The sequence below is a fragment of the Phascolarctobacterium sp. ET69 genome (assembly GCF_023336935.1).
GTDB classification, from domain to species: domain Bacteria; phylum Bacillota; class Negativicutes; order Acidaminococcales; family Acidaminococcaceae; genus Fusicatenibacter_A; species Fusicatenibacter_A intestinipullorum.
The window spans coordinates 24,275-42,677 of sequence record NZ_JAMBLR010000005.1 but is presented as its reverse complement, the minus strand read 5'-3'; the positions used below and the strand labels follow the sequence as shown (position 1 = coordinate 42,677).

Annotated in this window: 18 protein-coding genes; 17 read left to right on the top strand and 1 reads right to left on the bottom strand. The window is 44.9% G+C overall.

The window, feature by feature from the left end; translation table 11 throughout:
• The first annotated feature begins 7 nt into the window (after nt 1-7).
• The 16 genes from M3079_RS09425 to M3079_RS07660 all read left to right on the top strand — a co-directional run bounded on the left by M3079_RS09425 (nt 8) and on the right by M3079_RS07660 (nt 16,958).
• Nucleotides 8-133 carry a hypothetical protein gene (locus M3079_RS09425; protein ID WP_283162465.1) on the top strand — a complete coding sequence of 42 codons (126 nt, stop codon included), beginning with the start codon at nt 8-10 and terminating at the stop codon, nt 131-133.
• 160 nt (nt 134-293) lie between these two features.
• On the top strand, nt 294-1,640 hold the full coding sequence (locus M3079_RS07730) for an SLC13 family permease (protein WP_249078485.1): 1,347 nt from the start codon (nt 294-296) through the stop codon (nt 1,638-1,640).
• A 137-nt stretch (nt 1,641-1,777) separates the two neighbouring features.
• Entirely contained in the window at nt 1,778-3,124 is a 1,347-nt protein-coding gene (locus M3079_RS07725) for an SLC13 family permease (RefSeq protein ID WP_249078483.1), read from the top strand.
• 131 nt (nt 3,125-3,255) lie between these two features.
• Nucleotides 3,256-4,602, top strand: a complete 1,347-nt coding sequence (locus M3079_RS07720) for an SLC13 family permease (RefSeq protein ID WP_249078481.1) — start codon at nt 3,256-3,258, stop codon at nt 4,600-4,602.
• Nucleotides 4,603-4,854: 252 nt separating this feature from the next.
• Nucleotides 4,855-6,036: a CaiB/BaiF CoA-transferase family protein gene (locus tag M3079_RS07715; RefSeq protein WP_021715611.1), complete on the top strand. Its 1,182-nt coding sequence runs from the start codon at nt 4,855-4,857 to the stop codon at nt 6,034-6,036.
• A gap of 176 nt (nt 6,037-6,212) precedes the next feature.
• The gene (locus M3079_RS07710; RefSeq protein WP_021715610.1) at nt 6,213-6,917 is read left to right on the top strand and encodes a hypothetical protein; all 705 of its coding nucleotides are present in this window, start codon (nt 6,213-6,215) and stop codon (nt 6,915-6,917) included.
• 14 nt (nt 6,918-6,931) lie between these two features.
• Nucleotides 6,932-7,351 carry a zinc ribbon domain-containing protein gene (locus M3079_RS07705; RefSeq protein WP_021715609.1) on the top strand — a complete coding sequence of 140 codons (420 nt, stop codon included), beginning with the start codon at nt 6,932-6,934 and terminating at the stop codon, nt 7,349-7,351.
• Between the two features lie 213 nt (nt 7,352-7,564).
• On the top strand, nt 7,565-8,242 hold the full coding sequence (radC, locus tag M3079_RS07700) for a DNA repair protein RadC (RefSeq protein ID WP_249078479.1): 678 nt from the start codon (nt 7,565-7,567) through the stop codon (nt 8,240-8,242).
• Nucleotides 8,243-8,252: 10 nt separating this feature from the next.
• Nucleotides 8,253-9,287: a rod shape-determining protein gene (locus M3079_RS07695; RefSeq protein WP_249078477.1), complete on the top strand. Its 1,035-nt coding sequence runs from the start codon at nt 8,253-8,255 to the stop codon at nt 9,285-9,287.
• Nucleotides 9,288-9,298: 11 nt separating this feature from the next.
• Complete coding sequence (mreC, locus tag M3079_RS07690; protein ID WP_249078476.1) at nt 9,299-10,132, top strand: rod shape-determining protein MreC; 834 nt, start codon at nt 9,299-9,301, stop codon at nt 10,130-10,132.
• Nucleotides 10,129-10,614: a rod shape-determining protein MreD gene (gene mreD, locus M3079_RS07685; protein WP_249078474.1), complete on the top strand. Its 486-nt coding sequence runs from the start codon at nt 10,129-10,131 to the stop codon at nt 10,612-10,614. The genes mreC and mreD overlap by 4 nt, the downstream gene beginning before the upstream one ends.
• A gap of 24 nt (nt 10,615-10,638) precedes the next feature.
• Entirely contained in the window at nt 10,639-12,453 is a 1,815-nt protein-coding gene (gene mrdA, locus M3079_RS07680) for a penicillin-binding protein 2 (protein ID WP_249078471.1), read from the top strand.
• Nucleotides 12,454-12,465: 12 nt separating this feature from the next.
• Nucleotides 12,466-13,566, top strand: coding sequence for a rod shape-determining protein RodA (rodA, locus tag M3079_RS07675; RefSeq protein ID WP_249078469.1), 1,101 nt, complete (start codon nt 12,466-12,468; stop codon nt 13,564-13,566).
• Nucleotides 13,567-13,577: 11 nt separating this feature from the next.
• Entirely contained in the window at nt 13,578-15,425 is a 1,848-nt protein-coding gene (locus M3079_RS07670) for a TIGR03960 family B12-binding radical SAM protein (protein ID WP_249078467.1), read from the top strand.
• Between the two features lie 4 nt (nt 15,426-15,429).
• A complete protein-coding gene (locus M3079_RS07665; protein ID WP_249078466.1) occupies nt 15,430-16,137 on the top strand; it encodes a TIGR03936 family radical SAM-associated protein in 708 nt (235 codons plus the stop codon).
• A gap of 176 nt (nt 16,138-16,313) precedes the next feature.
• Complete coding sequence (locus tag M3079_RS07660; RefSeq protein ID WP_249078464.1) at nt 16,314-16,958, top strand: flavin reductase; 645 nt, start codon at nt 16,314-16,316, stop codon at nt 16,956-16,958.
• Nucleotides 16,959-17,041: 83 nt separating this feature from the next.
• On the opposite strand, the gene M3079_RS07655 is transcribed toward M3079_RS07660, so the two are convergent.
• Nucleotides 17,042-17,299 (bottom strand): hypothetical protein, encoded by a 258-nt coding sequence (locus M3079_RS07655; RefSeq protein WP_249078462.1) that lies wholly within the window; start codon nt 17,297-17,299, stop codon nt 17,042-17,044.
• Between the two features lie 93 nt (nt 17,300-17,392).
• Here M3079_RS07655 and M3079_RS07650 point away from each other — a divergent pair, with 93 nt between their 5' ends.
• Entirely contained in the window at nt 17,393-18,241 is an 849-nt protein-coding gene (locus M3079_RS07650; RefSeq protein WP_249078460.1) for a competence protein CoiA family protein, read from the top strand.
• The last annotated feature ends 162 nt before the right edge of the window (nt 18,242-18,403 follow it).

Genomic DNA, 18,403 nt, shown 5'->3' with positions numbered 1-18,403 from the left:
TGTAAAAATGGGAGCAACTGAAAAAGCTGTTATTATGATGGCTGTAGCTCTGCCGACCATGTTTATCGTTATTGGACTTTTCGTTGGTTTAACGAAATTGCTCCATAAATCTTTCCCGGCAGAAGAAGATTAATTTTAAACTTAGCTGAATAAATAGCTAACAAAATGTTTACTTGCGGTTTAAACGGGCGGTTATGCCGCCCGCGTACCGCATAAGCCGTCAAGCCAGAAACTTAACGGCATTATTATGTTTAGCTCATCTGAGCTAATTTATGAAGATTGGAGTGACGAAATTGGATATTTCACTTCCTGCTTTAATGTCCATCCTCGCGTTGGTTATTCTTGTAGGTATTTCCTGCGTTAATGAGGATTTAAACGTAGGCTTCCTCGGTATTGCGTTCGGTATTATCGTAGGCGGCGTCTTTGGCGGCACCCCTGCAAGTAAGATTATGAATGCTTTCCCGCTTAGCCTGTTTATGATTCTGGTTGGTGTTACATTCCTTTTCGGTATGGCACAAACCAACGGCACCATGGAAAAACTCACTGCTTATTCCATTCGTGTCTGCAAAGGCAACACTGCTTTAATTCCTATCATTATTTTCTTACTTTCCGACTTCTTGACCACTATCGGCCCTGGCAACATCGCAGGCTGCGCACTTATGGCTCCGGTAGCTATGGCTATCGCCGGCCGTGTTAAAATGCCTGCATTCCTGATGACCCTGCTCGTAGTAGGTGCCTGCAACGCCGCTGCATTCTCTCCGTTTGCACCGACCGGCATCATCTCCAACGGCATCATCGCTAAAGTTGCTCCTGATCTCGGAATCCCTGCTGATCAACTCGATGCTATTGCATGGATGGTATACTTCAAATCCACTCTTGCACAAGGCTTCGTAACTGTAGTAGGCTTTATGGTAATGGGCGGCGCTAAATGGCTGAAAGAACAGCGCGGTGCTTCTCTGGATATCGATGAACTGGCTCCGAAACCGGAACCGTTCAACGCTGCACAGACCACCACTTTGCTGATGGTTGCACTCCTCGTTCTTTTGGTAGTAGTTCCTGGGCTGCCTGGTATTAAAGGCACTCTGCCGAAAATGCTCACCAATATGCTTTCTAACGTAGGTTCTATTTCCTTCGTACTTTCTATTGTACTCATGCTCACTGGTTACGGCGATTCCAAAGCTGCTGTTAAAGTAATGCCTTGGTCCGTAATCATGATGGTTTGCGGCGTATCCGTATTGATCGACGTTATGGATAAATCCGGTGGCCTGAACTTCCTTGTTCAGATTATGTCCTCCGTAGCTGGCCCGACCACTATCTGCTTCTGGGCATCCTTCGTACCGGCTGTTCTGTCTGCATACTCCAGCTCCTCTGGTGTAATTATGCCGATGTTCCTGCCGATGACTCCTGGTTTGGTAGAATTAACTGGTGGCGATGCTATTTCCATCATTTCCGCTATCAACGTAGGTTCCCACCTTGTAGATACTTCTCCGCTTTCCACTCTGGGCGCACTCTGCATTGCAGCTGCTCCTGAGTACGAAGATAAAGGCGTACTGTTCCGTAAACTTTTGATTTGGGGCCTCTCCATGTCCATTGTTTCCGGTATTGTTTGCTTCGTATTCTTCGGTGTACTTGGTCTGTAAGAAGAACAAGAGTAATCAAGCGAACGTTTGCTAACGCAATCTAAAATTAGTTCGCTATTTTTAGAATGGTATTTTGCAAAGTGCGAATATCTGATTTCCAGTTCCATCTTAATCTAACAAATAGGAGGAACTAAATTATGGATATTTCGCTTCCTGCATTAGTGTCCATTCTCGCACTGGTAATCCTCGTAGGCATCAGCTGCGTTAATGAAGATTTGAACGTAGGCTTCCTCGGTATCGCATTCGGTATTATCGTAGGCGGCGTTTTCGCAGGTACTCCTGCATCTAAAGTTATGAACGCTTTCCCGTTAAGCCTGTTCATGATTCTGGTCGGCGTAACCTTCCTCTTTGGTATGGCTCAGACCAACGGCACTATGGAAAAACTTACTGCTTATTCTATTCGTGCTTGCAAAGGCAACACTGCCCTTGTACCTATCATTATTTACATCCTTGCTACTTTTATCACCACCATCGGACCTGGCAACATCGCTGGCTGCGCATTGATGGCTCCGGTTGCAATGGCTATTGCTTCCAAAGTTAAAATGCCTGCTTTCCTGATGACCCTGCTCGTAGTTGGTGCCTGCAACGGTGCAGCATTCTCTCCGTTTGCTCCTACCGGTATTATTTCTAACGGCATCATCGCTAAATGTGCTCCGGAACTCGGCATTCCTGCTGATTACCTCAACACTTTGGCTTGGAAAATTCACTTCAACTCCACCATTGCACAAGGCTTCGTTAACATCGGCGGCTTCTTTGTAATGGGCGGTTTGAAATGGATCCGCGAACAGAAAGGCGCTGCTCTTGATATTGATGAACTGGCTCCGAAACCGGAACCGTTCAACGCTGCACAGACAACCACTCTGCTGCTCGTTGCTATCCTCATTATCCTGGTAGTTGTTCCTGGTCTGCCTGGCGTTAAAGGTACCCTTCCGAAAACTATCACCAATATGCTTTCCAACGTAGGCTCTATCTCCTTCGTACTTTCAATCGTACTCATGCTTACCGGTTATGGCGATTCTAAAGCTGCTGTTAAAGTAATGCCTTGGTCCGTTATCATGATGGTTTGCGGCGTATCCGTATTGATCGACGTTATGGATAAAGCTGGCGGCTTGAACTTCCTCGTTGAAGTAATGGCTTCCGTAGCTGGTCCGACCACTATCTGCTTCTGGACAGCATTTGTACCGGCTGTAATTTCTGCTTACTCCTCCAGCTCTGGTGTAGTAATGCCGATGTTCCTGCCGATGACTCCTGGTCTGGTAGAATTGACTGGCGGCGACCCGATTGCTATTATTTCCGCAATCGACGTTGGCTCTCACCTTGTAGATACTTCTCCGCTCTCCACTTTGGGCGCACTGTGCATTGCTTCTGCCGGTGAAGAAGAAGACAAAGGCGTACTGTTCCGTAAACTTTTGATTTGGGGCCTCTCCATGTCCATCGTTTCCGGTATCGTTTGCTACGTATTCTTTGGTCTGCTTGGTTTCTAAGCAAAGAATAGTTAGGCTAAGTTACTAACGCAATCTAAAATAGTTTACTATTTTTAGAATGGTATTTTGCGTTGTGCTAATATCCGGTTTCTGCATTCCGTCTTACTTTGCGTAAATAGGAGGAAACAATTATGGATATTTCACTTCCTGCATTAGTGTCCATTCTCGCACTGGTAATCCTCGTAGGCATCAGCTGCGTAAACGAAGATTTAAACGTAGGCTTCCTGGGTATTGCGTTCGGTATTATCGTAGGCGGTATATTCTCCAATATCACTGCAGCGAAAATCATGAACGCATTCCCGCTTAGCCTTTTCATGATTCTGGTTGGTGTAACCTTCCTCTTTGGTATGGCTCAGACCAACGGCACTATGGAAAAACTTACGGCTTATTCCGTACGTGCCTGCAAAGGCAACACTGCCCTTGTACCGTTAATCATTTATATTCTCTGTACTTTCGTAACCACTATCGGCCCTGGCAATATCGCAGGCTGCGCACTTATGGCTCCTGTATCCATGGCTATTGCTTCTAAAGTTAAAATGCCTGCATTTTTGATGACATTGCTTGTTGTTGGTGCCTGCAACGGTGCAGCATTCTCTCCGTTTGCTCCTACCGGCATCATTTCCAACGGCCTTATCGCAAAAATGGCTGGTGAACTCGGACTTTCTCCGGACTATCTGAATACTTTAGCATGGAAAATTCATTTCAACTCCGAACTTGCACAAGGCTTCGTTAATATCGGCGGCTTCTTTGTAATGGGCGGTTTGAAATGGTTAAGAGAACAGAAAGGCGCTGCTCTTGATATTGATGAACTGGCTCCGAAACCGGAACCGTTCAACGCTGCACAGAAAACCACTTTGCTCATGGTAGCAATCCTGATTATCTTAGTAGTTGTTCCTGGCCTGCCTGGTATGAAAGGCGTATTCCCGAAAGCTATTACCAACATGCTCTCCAACGTAGGTTCTATTTCCTTCGTACTTTCAATCGTACTCATGCTTACCGGTTATGGCGATTCCAAAGCTGCTGTTAAAGTAATGCCTTGGTCCGTAATCATGATGGTTTGCGGCGTATCCGTATTGATTGACGTTATGGATAAGGCTGGCGGCCTGAACTTCCTCGTAGAAGTAATGGCGTCCGTTGCCGGCCCGACCACTATCTGCTTCTGGACAGCATTTGTACCGGCTGTAATCTCTGCATACTCCAGCTCCTCTGGTGTAGTAATGCCGATGTTCCTGCCGATGACTCCTGGTCTGGTAGAATTGACTGGCGGCGATCCTGTTTCCATCATTTCCGCTATCGACGTAGGTTCCCATCTGGTAGATACCTCTCCGCTTTCCACTTTGGGCGCACTGTGCATTGCATCTGCCGGTGAAGAAGAAGACAAAGGCGTACTGTTCCGTAAACTTTTGATTTGGGGTCTTTCCATGTCCATCGTTTCCGGTATCGTTTGCTACGTATTCTTTGGTATCCTTGGCTTCTAATTAATTAGAGTTAAGATTCGGACTTATGCAGGTACGGTTCATCCGTACCTGCATAATATTTTATTCTTATCAGTAAATTTAACTAAAAAGATTTGCAATTTTAACAATAATTTGTTAAGATAAGGTTGTTAATATTTGATCTGTGCGGCTCTCACAGAATAAATATTGTTTGGCTGATGGGCAATAAATAAGGAGAAATCCGGATGTATTGCTTGAATCAGAGAGTTTTTTACAAACAGGAGGAAAATGATAATGAAACCGTTGGAAAATGTAGTTGTACTGGACCTCACTCGTGTATTGTCCGGCCCTTATGCTGCTATGATGCTTGCTGATATGGGTGCAAATGTAATCCACATCGAGCAGCCGAAAATTGGCGACGACAGCCGTGCTTACGGACCTTTTATCGGGAAAGAAAGCGCGTATTTCATGAGCTTGAACCGCAACAAACGTTCCATGACTATGAACTTCAAGTCTGAAGAAGCTAAAGCCGTTTTCAAAGAAATGGTTAAAAAAGCTGACGTTGTTGTTGAGAACTTTAAACCGGGCACCATGAAAAAATTCGGCCTGGACTATTCCGTATTGAAAGAAATCAACCCGAAAATTATTTACGCATCCTGCTCCGGCTTCGGCCAGACCGGACCTTACACCATGAAACCTGCCTATGACGTTGTTGTACAGGCAATGGGCGGCATCATGAGCATCACCGGCCCGGATAAAGATACTTTCTGCCGTGTTGGCGCTTCCGTAGGCGATATTATTGCAGGTATCTTCCTTGCAACCGGTATCACCACTGCTCTTTATAAACGCGAAGTAAGCGGCATTGGCCAGGAAATTGACGTATCTATGCTTGACTGCCAGGTTGCAATTCTGGAAAACGCAGTAAGCCGTTACTTTGTAAATGGCGTAAACCCGACTCCGCTTGGAAACCGCCATCCTTCCATCACTCCGTTCGAATCCTTTACGGCAAGCGACGGCCTGTTGATTGTTGGCGCAGGCAACGACAGACTTTGGAAGAAGCTCTGTGATTTGATCAATAAACCGGAACTCATTGAAGATCCGCGCTTTATTACCAATGCTGACAGAACTAACAACGAACCTGCACTGAAAGAAATTCTGGATGCAGTATTTGTAACCGATACCATTGAACATTGGCTGGAAAAACTGGAAGCAGCAGCTATTCCGTGCGCACCTATCAATACCATTGATAAGGTTGTAAACGACCCGCAGGTTAACTTCCGTGAGATGATTGTAGAAGTTGAACATCCGACTGCCGGCAAGATGAAAATCCCCGGTGTACCTATTAAATTCTCCGAAACTCCTTGCGGCGTAGAAAAAGCAGCTCCGGTACTTGGCCAGCATACTGACGAAGTTCTGAAAGAATTTGGCTTTGACGATGCTGAAATTGCAAAACTGCATGAAGTAGCAGCAGTTTAATTCTTATATTTCTCAATCTAATCCAACTTAAAATTTTAATTGATATCAGGATGGGTACTTGTGCCCATCCTTTTTTACTGCGAATTTTAATATGCTGTCTATCTTTTCCTTTACCGTTATGCTTTTTTGTTATATAATAATAACGTTAATTATAATTAAATTTAGGAGGCTGTTTAATGAGTTTAGCTGTTGATACAACCAAACGCAGTAAAAAATATGTTATTACTTACACTGTAGTAGGCATAGCATGCTTTGTTATGTTTATTGTATCTATTTTACGTTATGTATACCTTAATGTGCTGGAACCAGTGCCAATTTTCTTTTATGCAATGCTGGTATGGATTTTGCTCCTGCGCTGCAAACCTACTTACGATATCAGCGTGGAACGCAAATATTTAAGAATCGTTAAGCACACTATCTGGGGTAAAACCAAGGTTTACGAAATCCCGTACCGTGAAATTGCTGCTATTTTCAGCTATCAGCCCAAGCTGATGCGCACCGTAAAATTCCGTTATTCTTACAGATTAAATTCCGCACTGGATGCGCGTACTTTATGGACTTTGGCATGGCGCAGAAGATTTGATGACGGCAGCGAAGCCAACGTACGTATTTATTTTAAAGCGTCCAAGCAGGTTATGGATGCACTGGCTGAGAAAATGCCGAACCGTGTTAACGTACCTGAAGAACTGGCAGATTTTAACATGCTTGTTAAAGAGGGCGTAATTGTAAATAACGAAAGAAAACTGAGAGAAGCTGAAGCTGAAATTTTGGATAAAAGCGTAGAACAGCTTGATGCCGAAGAAAAAATTGCCAAGGAAATGGTTGCCGAACAGGAAGCTAAAGAAGACGCAGCTAAATCTAAAAAGCAGGATAAGAAATAAAGAGGTGTAGGATTATGTATTGCAGATATTGTGGACAGCAGCTGCCGGACGATTCTGCATTTTGCAGCAAGTGCGGCAAAAAAGTGCAGCATGATGGCAACATAGCTGCCGAACCTGTAAAACAGGCTGCACCGCCGGCTGAAAAGGTTGAACATTGCCGCCTCGAACTTGTTGAAATAGACAGCCCCTGGTCGCTTTTCGGCAACACCCGCAACAAATTTCAGGCTGTTACCGATGACGGACAGGTAATTTATCAGTCCGAAAAGTTTAAAGTAAGCGGCTTTAGCTATGACGGGCCGGAAGAAGTAAGCAAAAAATACCGTGACCTTGTTGAAAAAGCTGTTTTAACCCTTGCCGTAGATGGCTGGAAAAAATTGCCCGGCTGCCGCCGCAGATGGTTTGAGCTTGATTTTGAAAGAAAAATAAAAGATTAAAATTAAATATGCTTTAATGAATTATACTGCCTGTTTAATCAGCAGGCAGTTTTTTATTTTATTTGTGAATTTTTTTACAGATATTTTTTTGTCTATACACATATACGGAAAAATTTGATATAATTAATTGGAATGTTTATAAGTACGGGCCTGTTGGCGTTTACTGTTACTTGTAAGATGTTTTGAAAGGGTGATTAATTTTTGAGCCAGCAGATGAAGCTTTTACCGGCGGATGACAGGCCCAGAGAAAAGCTGATAGAACATGGCCCGGATATATTGAGTAATTCGGAATTATTGGCAATTTTAATCAGAACAGGCACGCCGCAGCGTTCGGCACTGGATATAGCAAGGGAACTGACTGACGATGACGGTTTTTACAGCAATATCGCCAAAGCGCGCAGTGTGGCTGATTTATCAAAAATAAAAGGGCTTGGCCCGGCAAAAGCCGCCACGATACTGGCCGCAGTAGAGTTAGGCAGGCGCGTGGCCGGGGCACAGCCGCAGAAGAAAATAAGGTTTTCTTCGCCTGAGGCGTGCGTTAATTTTTTAATGCCGCGCCTGCGCTATGAAGGAAATGAAAAATTTGTGGTAATGCTGCTGGACAGCAAAAACCAGCTGATAAAAATGCAGCAGGTTTCCGAAGGTTCGCTTAATGCTTCGGTGGTGCATCCGCGCGAGGTATTTGCCCCGGCTGTTCTGCACAGGGCTGCGTGCGTTCTGGCGGCACATAACCATCCTTCCGGCGACCCGGCGCCAAGCCGTGAGGACAGGCGTTTGACTTCTGCATTGAAGGAAACAGGTATTGTGATGGGCATACCGCTTTTAGACCATATTATTATTGGCGACGGCAGGTATTTCAGTTTTAGAGAAAATGGTTATCTTGATGAATGAGGTGTAAGTAATGTTTGGTTTTTTTAATAAATTTTCGCATGATATGGGCATTGACCTTGGCACAGCCAATACGCTGGTGCATGTAAAGGGCAAGGGCATTATTATCCGTGAGCCTTCGGTAGTTGCGGTTGACAAAGCCAACAACGAAGTACTGGCCATAGGCGCTGAAGCAAAGCAGATGATTGGCCGTACCCCGGGGCATATTATTGCCATCCGTCCGATGAAAGACGGCGTTATTGCTGATTTTGACATTACACAGTCGATGCTGAAATTTTTTATCAAAAAGGCAATCGGCAAAAATTCGCTTGTGCGCCCGCGTATCGTTGTAGGCGTGCCTTCCGGCGTTACCGAAGTTGAAAAACGTGCGGTAATTGACGCTACGGTGCAGGCCGGTGCGCGCGAAGCATATCTGATTGAAGAACCTATGGCTGCGGCTATCGGTGCAGGGCTGCCCGTGCAGGAAGCTACCGGCAGCATGGTTGTCGATATCGGCGGCGGTACTTGCGAAGTTGCCGTTATTTCCCTCGGCGGCATTGTTGTAAGTAAATCCATCCGCACTGGCGGCGATGCTATGGATGACGCTATTGTGCGTTATATCCGCAAAACTTTCAGCCTGCTTATTGGCGAGCGTACGGCTGAAGAAGTAAAAATTAATATCGGCACGGCTATGCCGCTGGAAAATCCTGAAGAAATGGATATCCGCGGACGCGACCTTGTAAGCGGCCTACCGAAAAACATTACCATTAATTCCAATCAGGTTTGTGAAGCACTTAACGAACCTGTTACCAATATTCTTGATGCTGTAAGAAACACTCTGGAACGTACTCCGCCTGAACTTGCGGCAGATATTATGGACAGAGGCGTTGTTATGACGGGCGGTTCTTCGCTTTTGCGCAACCTTGACCGCATTATGAGCAGGGATACCGGCATGCCGGTATATGTTTCGGATGACGCTCTGAGCTGTGTTGCTTTGGGTACCGGCCTTGCAGTAGAAAATGTTGACGTTTACAAGAAAGGCTTTATGGCCTCCAATAGTACGAACTGAAGGAATGAAGCGTGAATAAGAAGTATTTAAGCCTTGGGCTGGCAGCAGCGGTGCTTGTGGCTTTGTTTGCCATGGCGCTGCACGACCCGCTGAGGTTTCCTGTAATAAACAGGGTGGTAACTGCCGTTATTACGCCTTTTGCGGCGGCAAGTTCTGCCGTTGGCGGCTGGGTTGATGATACCGGCGAGGCTATGACGACTGTTAAAACCTTGCAGCAGCAGAACGAAAGTTTACAAAGCGAAATTAACGAACTGCGTTACGCCAACCTTGCCATGGCAGAAATTTATGCAGAAAATCAGCGCCTGCGTGAAATGCTGAATTATAAAAATGCGCATCCGGAACAAAGGCTTGTAGTTTCTAAGGTTTTGGGGCGTACGCCCGGCGAGTTAAGCGACAGCCTGTATATTGACAAAGGCACGGATGACGGCGTGCAGCAGGACATGGCGGTAGCAACCGTTAACGGTCTGGTAGGGCTGGTGGATGAAGCATATCCTTCGTCGGCACGTGTAACCCTGGTTACAAGCACTCGCTGTAATGTAGGTGCGCGCATTCTGCGTGCCAATTCGCGTGCGGTAGGTATTGTTACAGGCCGCGGCGGCAATAATGTGCCGCTTTTAATGGAGCATTTGCAGCGTGAGGCTGATGTATTGCCCGGCGACGTTGTTGTAACAAGCGGTTACAGCCAGAACCATCCTGCCGGTATTGTAATAGGCACGGTAAAAGAAAGCAGCCTTGATGCGGCAGGCCTTTTGCGCAACGCAACCGTTGAGCCTGCGGCAGTAAGAGAAGGGCTGGAAGAAGTTTTTGTAGTAGTATGGCATCAGCAGGACGGTAATGTAAAATGAGAAAACTGCTGTTCTTTGTTGTTTATTTGATATTTTTTGGCATTCAGGTAACAGTGCCGCAGCCTGCATGGCTGAAATTTGACCTGGTGCTGCTGTTTGTTTACGCAATGGCAATGCTGTATGGCCCGCAAACAGGGGCGCTTACAGGTGCCGCAGCCGGGTTAATGTATGATTTTCTGAGCGGAGCGGTGTTTGGCTTTCATACAATAACGCGCTGTATGGTAGGCTTTGTTGCCGGGTTTATTAAAGGGCAGGTGTTTAAGGAACATTTTGCTTACCATATTGTGGCAGCATTGGTAATAACAGCAGGCATACGCATGCTGTTTTTCTTTGTGGCGCTGTTTTTAACGCCTGCGGCAGATTTAACCTTTGTGGGCGGGTATTTGCAGCAGTCGCTTGCATATTGCCTGGGAAATATTTTATTTATAGTTCCCGTTTATAAATTATGTTATTTTATCAGCCATTGGCATAAAGATGAGTAGGTTTGTTTTAAAGGAGTTTAGGCAATGCTGAACAAAAGATATGCTAACAGATTACAGGCGATGCTTGTTGCCGCTATCTGCATATTGCTGGTATTGCTGGGGCGTATGGCGTATATGCAGCTGTGGCGCGGCGATTTTTACGGCGACCAGGCTGACGGCAACCGTTTGCGCAGAACAAAAGTTGTGGCTCCGCGCGGAATTTTTTATGACCGTGACGGCGAAGAACTGGTTAATAACCTGCCTGGCTATGTAGTTGCCCTGCGCAGGCAGAACAGCCCTTATGATGCGGAAATTCTGAACCTGCTTTCAGAAATAATTGAAATGCCTGTGGCAGAAATGCAGAAGAAAATAGAAGCCAACAGCGACAGTTATGAACCGACGCGTTTAAAAACAAATATTACTCCGGAAATGCTTACCAAACTGGAAGAAAAAAAGAACGAGCTGCCGGGTGTAATGATTGAAATTCAGCCGGTGCGCAACTATTTATATAAAGAGCTTGCGGTACATGCCATTGGCTATGTTGGCGAAGTAAGCAATTACGATATTACAGAAGGCTCTTACAAAAATATGCCGGTTGGCAGCGTGGTTGGCAAGTTTGGGCTGGAAAAAACTTACGACCGTTATGTGCGCGGCCAGGACGGCAGTTATGACGAAGAAGTTGACGTTGGAGGCAATGTAGTTAAGCAGCTTGGGCAGATAGACCCTGTGCCCGGCAAAAGCCTTAAACTTACAATAGATAAAGATTTGCAGCTGTGCATGGAAAAAGCCGTGGATGAGCATCTGGCTTATCTGCGTTCTTCCGGGGTGGCACCGGGGGCAAGGGCGGCGGCAATTATTGCTATCGACCCTAAAACAGGCGCTGTGCGTGCCATGGTAAGCCGCCCTGCTTTCAACCCGAACCTTTTTGTGCACGGTATCAGTGAAAAAGACTGGAATATCATTAATAATGACCCTAACTATCCTATGGGCAATAAAGTTATCGGCGGTGAATATCCGCCGGGTTCGCCGTTTAAAATTGTTACCGGCTCTGCAGCGCTGGAGCTTGGCAAGGTAACGCCCGAAGAAAAGATTTTTGACAGCGGCAAGCACTGGCTTGTGCCGATGGGCAACGCCGGCGGCGAGGCACTGGGGTGGATTGACTTTCATGAAGCTCTGCGTAAATCTGATAACGTTTACTTTTATGAAATGGGCAACCGCCTTGGCATAAACAATATTGTGGAATTTGCCAAAAAGTTCGGGCTCGGTTCTCCGACAGGCATAGAGCTTGAAGGAGAACTTTCCGGGCTTTTGCCGACACCGGAAAACAAGAAGAAAATCTTCCCCGGCGAAAGCTGGATGCTTGGCGATACCTTTAATGCTTCTATCGGGCAGGGCATAGATTTGGCAACGCCGATACAGCTGGCTATGCTGATGAGCTGCGTGGCGGCAGACGGCGTTTACCATCCGCCGTATCTGGTAGAAAGCCTGCTGAATAATGACGGCAGCGTATACCAGATGGCAGAACACGCTCCGGCAAGAAATATCGGCATATCCATGCATACGCTGAGGCTTATCCAGAACGCATTGGAGGGCGTAGCTGAAGAAGGCGGTACGGCATCGTATTTTGCCAGCCTGCCAAAGCAAATTGCAGCTAAAACAGGCACGGCAGAAAACCCGCACGGGCGCGACCACGGCCTTTTTGTTGCCTACGGACCGGCAGAAAACCCGGAACTTGTTGTAGCCTGCATTGTAGAGCAGGGCGGTTTCGGTACTTCGGCCGCAGGCCCTATTGTATATAAAGTTTTTGAAGAATGGTTCAGGCAGGAGGGTTTTATAACCGATACCCCTGCCGCTAAATAACGGAGGCAGTAAATGCAGAGATATTTGCGTAACATAGACTGGTGGCTGGTAGGTGCGGTGTGCGCGCTTGTTGGCATTGGGCTGATGCTGATTGCCAGCGCTACGCATTCGTATGCCGTTGCCAGGGGGGAAGCGTGGTTTGTAGAACGCCAGGGCATATTTTTTGGCATTAACGTGCTGCTGGTGATTTTTTGCCTGCGCTTTGATTACCGTCTTTTGCAGCAGATAGCAAAGCCTTTGTATATTTTTAACCTGGTGCTGCTTTTGGCGGTAATGTTTGTGGGGCATTCGGCGTTGGGCGCACAAAGGTGGATTCAGATAGGACCGGTTACAATACAGCCTTCGGAATTTGCCAAGGCGATAATTATCATCTGCCTGGCGGCGTTTTTGGCAAAAAGGGCAGAGCTTTATACTGATTTTACAGATTATCTGCCTGCCGTTGCCTATGTGTTTGTGCCGTTTGTGCTGGTAATGCGCCAGCCGGATTTAGGTACTTCACTTGTTTTTGCCGTTATAACACTGGGCATGCTAATTATAAGCGGGTTTAAAATGCGCTGGCTGGCAATGTTAAGCGGCGCTTTCGTGGTGCTTTTGCCTGCCTTCTGGATGATTTTAAAGGAATATCAGAAAAACCGTATCCGCGTGTTTTTAGACCCGGAGCTTGACCCTTTCGGTGCAGGCTACCATGTAATACAATCGAAAATCGCCATTGGCAGCGGGCTGTTAACCGGCAAAGGCTGGTTTTCGGGCACGCAGAGCCAGCTGAACTTTTTGCCGGAAAACCATACGGACTTTGTATTTGCCGTTGCCGGCGAAGAATTCGGGTTTATCGGCGTGTGCGTAATATTATTTTTATACGGCATTATTATCTGGCGCGGGCTTACCATTGCCCTTAATGCCGAAGATGACTTCGGAACATTGCTGGCAGTGGGCATAACTTTTATGTTTACTTTCCATATGTTTGTAAACATTGGCATGACGGCCGGCATAATGCCTGTAACCGGCATACCGCTGCCGTTTTTAAGCTACGGCGTAAGCTCGCTTACCACCAATATGTTTTTGGTGGGGCTTTTGCTTAACATACGCCTGCGCAAGCAGCAGCTGCAATTTTGAGGAGGAAGAACGTGAACAAAGAACTGACGATAGATATTTTAAGCAGTGTTGCCAAACCTGCACGCTATACCGGCGATGAGTTCGGCAGCATTGTAAAAACGCCGGAAGAAACCGAAGTAAGCATTGCCCTGGCGTTTCCGGATGTGTACGAAATTGGCATGAGCTATTTGGGCTTTAAAATTTTGTACCATATTGTAAATAAAGAAAGCGGGCTGGCGGCAGAACGCGTATGCGCGCCGTGGACCGATATGGAAGCAAAAATGCGTGAACACGGCATACCTTTGCGCAGCCTGGAAACCAATAAAGTGCTGAAGGATTTTGACTTTGTTGGTTTTACCCTGCAGTATGAACTTTCGTACAGCAATATTTTAAACATGCTCGATTTGGGGCAGGTGCCTGTTTTAGCGGCAGAACGCAGCGAAGCCGACCCGTTTGTTGTTGTTGGCGGGCCGTGCGTATATAACCCGGAGCCTTTGGCGGATGTGTTTGACATGGCCGTTATCGGCGAAGGTGAAGAAGTTTTGGTAGAGCTTTTAAACGCTTACCGCGAATGGAAGAAACAAGGCCGCTCTGGCGGACGCAGAGGCTTTTTAGAGCGTGCCGTAAAAATTAAAGGCATTTATGTACCAGGTTTTTATAAAACCGAATACAACGAAGATAACACCGTAAAAGCAGTGGTGCCTATTTATGAAGGTGCGCCTGCCGTTATTGAAAAACGCGTTATAAAAGATTTGAACGATGTTGATTTCCCGACAGCGCCGGTAGTGCCTTTTGGCGAAATTGTACACGACCGCATTATGCTTGAAGTATTCCGCGGCTGTACACGCGGCTGCCGTTTTTGCCATGCCGGTATGGTATACCGCCCCGTGCGTGAACGCCATCCGGAAGTTTTAAAGGCTTTGGCGCGCAAACTGGTAGATAACACAGGTTATAACGAAATTTCGCTGGTATCGTTAAGCACGGCTGATTATACCTGCCTTGCGCCGATGATTCACGACATGATTGCCGAATTTAAAGATGAACGCGTAAGTGTTTCGCTGCCGTCGCTGCGTATTGACAGCTTTTCGGTAGACCTGGCCAAAGAAGTGCAGGCAGTGCGCAAAAGCGGCCTTACCTTTGCGCCGGAAGCAGGCAGCCAGCGTATGCGCGACGTTATTAATAAAGGCGTAACCGAAGAAGATTTGATGAACGCCGTCAGCGCGGCATTTAAATCGGGCTGGAGCAGCGTAAAACTGTATTTTATGATTGGCCTGCCCGGTGAAACCGATGAGGACGTACTTGCTATTGCCGATTTGGCGAAGAAGGTGCAGTATAAATACCGCGAAATTACAGGCAAAGGCGGCTGCAAGGTTACCGTAAGCGCCAGCAGCTTCGTGCCAAAACCGTATACGCCGTTTCAGTGGAGCGCGCAGAACAGCATGGACGAACTGCGCCGCAAACAGTATTTGTTAAAAGACGCCTTAAAGGTAAAAAATATTACTTTCCAGTATCACGACCCGGAAACCAGCATTATGGAAGCCGTTTTTGCGCGTGGCGACAGACGCCTTGGCAAAGCGTTATATCTTGCATGGCAGCGCGGAGCCAAATTTGACGGCTGGAGCGAACAGTTTGATTATGAACGCTGGCTGCAGGCCTTGCAGGACTGCGGGCTTGATAAAGAATTTTACATTGCCCGCGAGCGCGGCGAAAACGAAGTGTTTCCGTGGGAACATATTCAGCCTGCGGTATCGCGCGCCTTTTTACGCAATGAATATAAAAAAGCACAGCGCGGCGAACTGACGCACGACTGCCGCCGCGGCAGCTGCACCGGCTGCGGTGTTTGCCAAAAACTTGGCGTACAAGTTAAAGTGGAAGGTTAATAAAATGAAACTGAGATTAAAAATAACCAAAGATAAAAGCATAAGGTTTATATCCCATCTTGAATACGTGCGTACTATCGAACGCGCTATCCGCAGGGCAAAATTGCCTGCCGCATACAGCGAAGGATTTAACCCGCATTTAAAATTTTCGTTGGCATCGGCACTGGGCGTTGGCGTGGTTAGTTATGCCGAATTTTGCGAAATTGAACTGGCCGAACCGATGACGGCAGAAGAAGCCGCAGAAAAAATGCAAAAAGCACTGCCGCGCGGAATCCGCATTTTGGCGGCAGATGTAACGGCAACCAATGCTCCCGCGCTTATGGCGGAAGCAGGCGGCGCGGATTACCGCGTAACCCTGCCGTATGACAAGCCGGTTGACGAAGCTGTGGCGGCGTTTAACGAAGCTGAAAGCATAATTTATGCCAAAGCAGCGCCAAAAGCCAAAACAAAAGTAAAAGAAATTGACGTTAAGTTTTTTATACCGCATATTACGGCTCAAAACAGCGGCGGAGAACTGGTGCTTACTTTCAGCTGCCGCATAACGCCAAACGGCAGCATGAAAGCGGTTGATTTAATAAACACCTTAAACCAGCAGTATAATTTAAACCTGCCTGCCGAAAAAGCAGATATAGAACGCCTTGATTTATATAAGTACGATGCTTTTGGCAACAAACTGCCAATGCTCGGCAAAGACATGGTTGTGCTTGGATAGGCATAACGGCAATATAAAACAGCCCGGCTGCAAGCCGGGTTATTTTTTTGCAGATTTTTAAATATTTATTGCTTATTACAATATGTAAAAGTTATAATAATTATAGCAGTAATAATTGTGTTGTTAACAAAAAGTGCAAAGCATAAAACTTTTTAACAAGAAACGGAGGCAGTGAAATGGATAAATCAGTTTTGTGGAAAATTTCGTATGGCATGTATGCGCTTACGGTAATGGACGGCGAAAGGCCAACAGGCTGCATTATAAACACCGCAGTGCAGGTAACAAGCGATAACCCGACCATTGCTATCAGCGTTAATAAAAATAACTATACCTTTACCGCGCTCGAAAAATCCGGAAAATTTGCCTTAACAATTCTTTCGGAAGCCACACCGCAGAATGTTATTGCAAGATTAGGCTTCTGCTCCGGCTGCGATACGGATAAATTTGAGGCTTGCGGCTTTAGCTGGGAAATGAAAAACGGCCTGCCTGTTATAACGGATAAAACCAGCGGTTATATTACAGCAGAAGTGCTAGGCAAGTATGAAATGGAAACCCATTTTGTAATTTTGGCGCGTGTTATTGATGCGGAAGTGCTTGGCGATTATACGCCCATGACCTATAAATATTACCATGATGTAATTAAAGGCAAAGCACCTAAAAACGCGCCCACCTATCAGGAAGAAACTGTGGAAACCGCAGGCGAAAAATGGGTATGTACTATTTGCGGCTACGTGTACGAAGGAGATTTAACCAAAGAGCCGGACGACTTTACCTGCCCCATCTGCCGGCAGCCCAAAAGCAGGTTTAAAAAGGTAGAGTAGGGAAGAATAAAACTAATTTAACAACATCTTAAAATATATAACCCCTGCAAAGTGGATTAACCATAATGCAGGGGTTATAATTTTTATTTTGTATAGCGTTGGTTATTAAATACTTCTGTTGGAATTTGAATTACCATAGTTGTAAAAGTTCCGTCATCGCCTCTGCGAAGGCATTTAAAGTCTTTTACAATGCCACCTTTTTCAAGATAATAATTTACTTCTTCAATAGTCCCAGTATCTCTGTTAGAGAAGGCGTAAAATCTTTCTATAAAAGAATTTGCAGCTAGAGCTGTGCTTGCGATTGATAAAAGCAAAAGAGATGTTACAAGAATTTTTTTCATAATAATACAACTCCTTAAAATTATGATACAATTTTAATATAACATTTATTTTTTAGAAGATCAATAAAGTTAAAACTTTTTGTGGAGGGTTTTATGAAAAAACAGCATTTGTTATATGGAATTAGAAATAATAAATTAGTTCATATTTCAGAAGTGGAAAAAGGTATAAAATGCGATTGCACATGTCCTGCTTGCAAAGGTAGACTCATAGCAAAAAAAGGGAATAAAGTTATACATCATTTTGCACATTATAATGCTGATGAGTGTGAGTATGGATATCAAACATCTCTGCACTTAGCGGCTAAGGAAATTCTTTTAAATGCTAAAGAAATATTTATACCAGCTTTGTTTTTAAAAATTCCTTTTAGTAATCGTTATCCTATAAAAATTGTTGATGCTCAAATGGTAAAAATTGATAACGTTGAAGTTGAAAAAACACAGGATAATATTATTCCTGATGTAATTGTGTATAGTCTTGGTAGAAAATTTTATGTTGAGATATTTGTAACACATGCAATTGATGAAGATAAGTTAAAGAAAATTAAAAAATCTAAAATTTCAACAATAGAAATTGACCTGAGTAAAATTGATAGAGAAATTACAGATGAAGAGTTAAAACATTTTATATTAGATGATTGTGAAGAAAAATCATGGAAATATAATGTAAATACAGAATTGTGGTTAGAAAAATTTAAAATGATAGCAGATAAAAAAGCTATTAGTGTACGAAGAATGGCACAGCATATAGATTATTGCCCTATAAAAATGAGGACTTATAGAGGAAAACCCTATGCTAATTTTAGAGATGATTGTATTTATTGTGAATATTATTTTGGGGATTATGATAATGGAATTTTATGTACTGGCTCTAAAATGATAGCCACAAAAGAAGATTATTTAAATTATATAAAAAATAACAACAAAAACATTATAATGGATTAATGTTTTTTAGTATTATAATGTAAATATTAGTAATAAAAATACCAATCTTTGGCCGATGAATTTGCTTAATTAGTTGTAATTTATCGGCTTTTATTTATTATTATGGGTAATTAATAGATGTTTAATATCAGATATTTAAAATATAAAGGATTTCTTATATTT

Excerpts from the sequence above, each read along its gene's own strand:
- M3079_RS09425 (WP_283162465.1), top strand. The coding sequence starts at position 8 with ATGGGAGCAACTGAAAAAGCTGTTATTATGATGGCTGTAGCTCTGCCG.
- M3079_RS07725 (WP_249078483.1), top strand. The coding sequence starts at position 1,778 with ATGGATATTTCGCTTCCTGCATTAGTGTCCATTCTCGCACTGGTAATC.
- M3079_RS07720 (WP_249078481.1), top strand. The coding sequence starts at position 3,256 with ATGGATATTTCACTTCCTGCATTAGTGTCCATTCTCGCACTGGTAATC.
- M3079_RS07715 (WP_021715611.1), top strand. The coding sequence starts at position 4,855 with ATGAAACCGTTGGAAAATGTAGTTGTACTGGACCTCACTCGTGTATTG.
- M3079_RS07710 (WP_021715610.1), top strand. The coding sequence starts at position 6,213 with ATGAGTTTAGCTGTTGATACAACCAAACGCAGTAAAAAATATGTTATT.
- M3079_RS07705 (WP_021715609.1), top strand. The coding sequence starts at position 6,932 with ATGTATTGCAGATATTGTGGACAGCAGCTGCCGGACGATTCTGCATTT.
- radC (WP_249078479.1), top strand. The coding sequence starts at position 7,565 with ATGAAGCTTTTACCGGCGGATGACAGGCCCAGAGAAAAGCTGATAGAA.
- M3079_RS07695 (WP_249078477.1), top strand. The coding sequence starts at position 8,253 with ATGTTTGGTTTTTTTAATAAATTTTCGCATGATATGGGCATTGACCTT.
- mreD (WP_249078474.1), top strand. The coding sequence starts at position 10,129 with ATGAGAAAACTGCTGTTCTTTGTTGTTTATTTGATATTTTTTGGCATT.
- mrdA (WP_249078471.1), top strand. The coding sequence starts at position 10,639 with ATGCTGAACAAAAGATATGCTAACAGATTACAGGCGATGCTTGTTGCC.
- rodA (WP_249078469.1), top strand. The coding sequence starts at position 12,466 with ATGCAGAGATATTTGCGTAACATAGACTGGTGGCTGGTAGGTGCGGTG.
- M3079_RS07665 (WP_249078466.1), top strand. The coding sequence starts at position 15,430 with ATGAAACTGAGATTAAAAATAACCAAAGATAAAAGCATAAGGTTTATA.
- M3079_RS07660 (WP_249078464.1), top strand. The coding sequence starts at position 16,314 with ATGGATAAATCAGTTTTGTGGAAAATTTCGTATGGCATGTATGCGCTT.
- M3079_RS07655 (WP_249078462.1), bottom strand. The coding sequence starts at position 17,299 with ATGAAAAAAATTCTTGTAACATCTCTTTTGCTTTTATCAATCGCAAGC.
- M3079_RS07650 (WP_249078460.1), top strand. The coding sequence starts at position 17,393 with ATGAAAAAACAGCATTTGTTATATGGAATTAGAAATAATAAATTAGTT.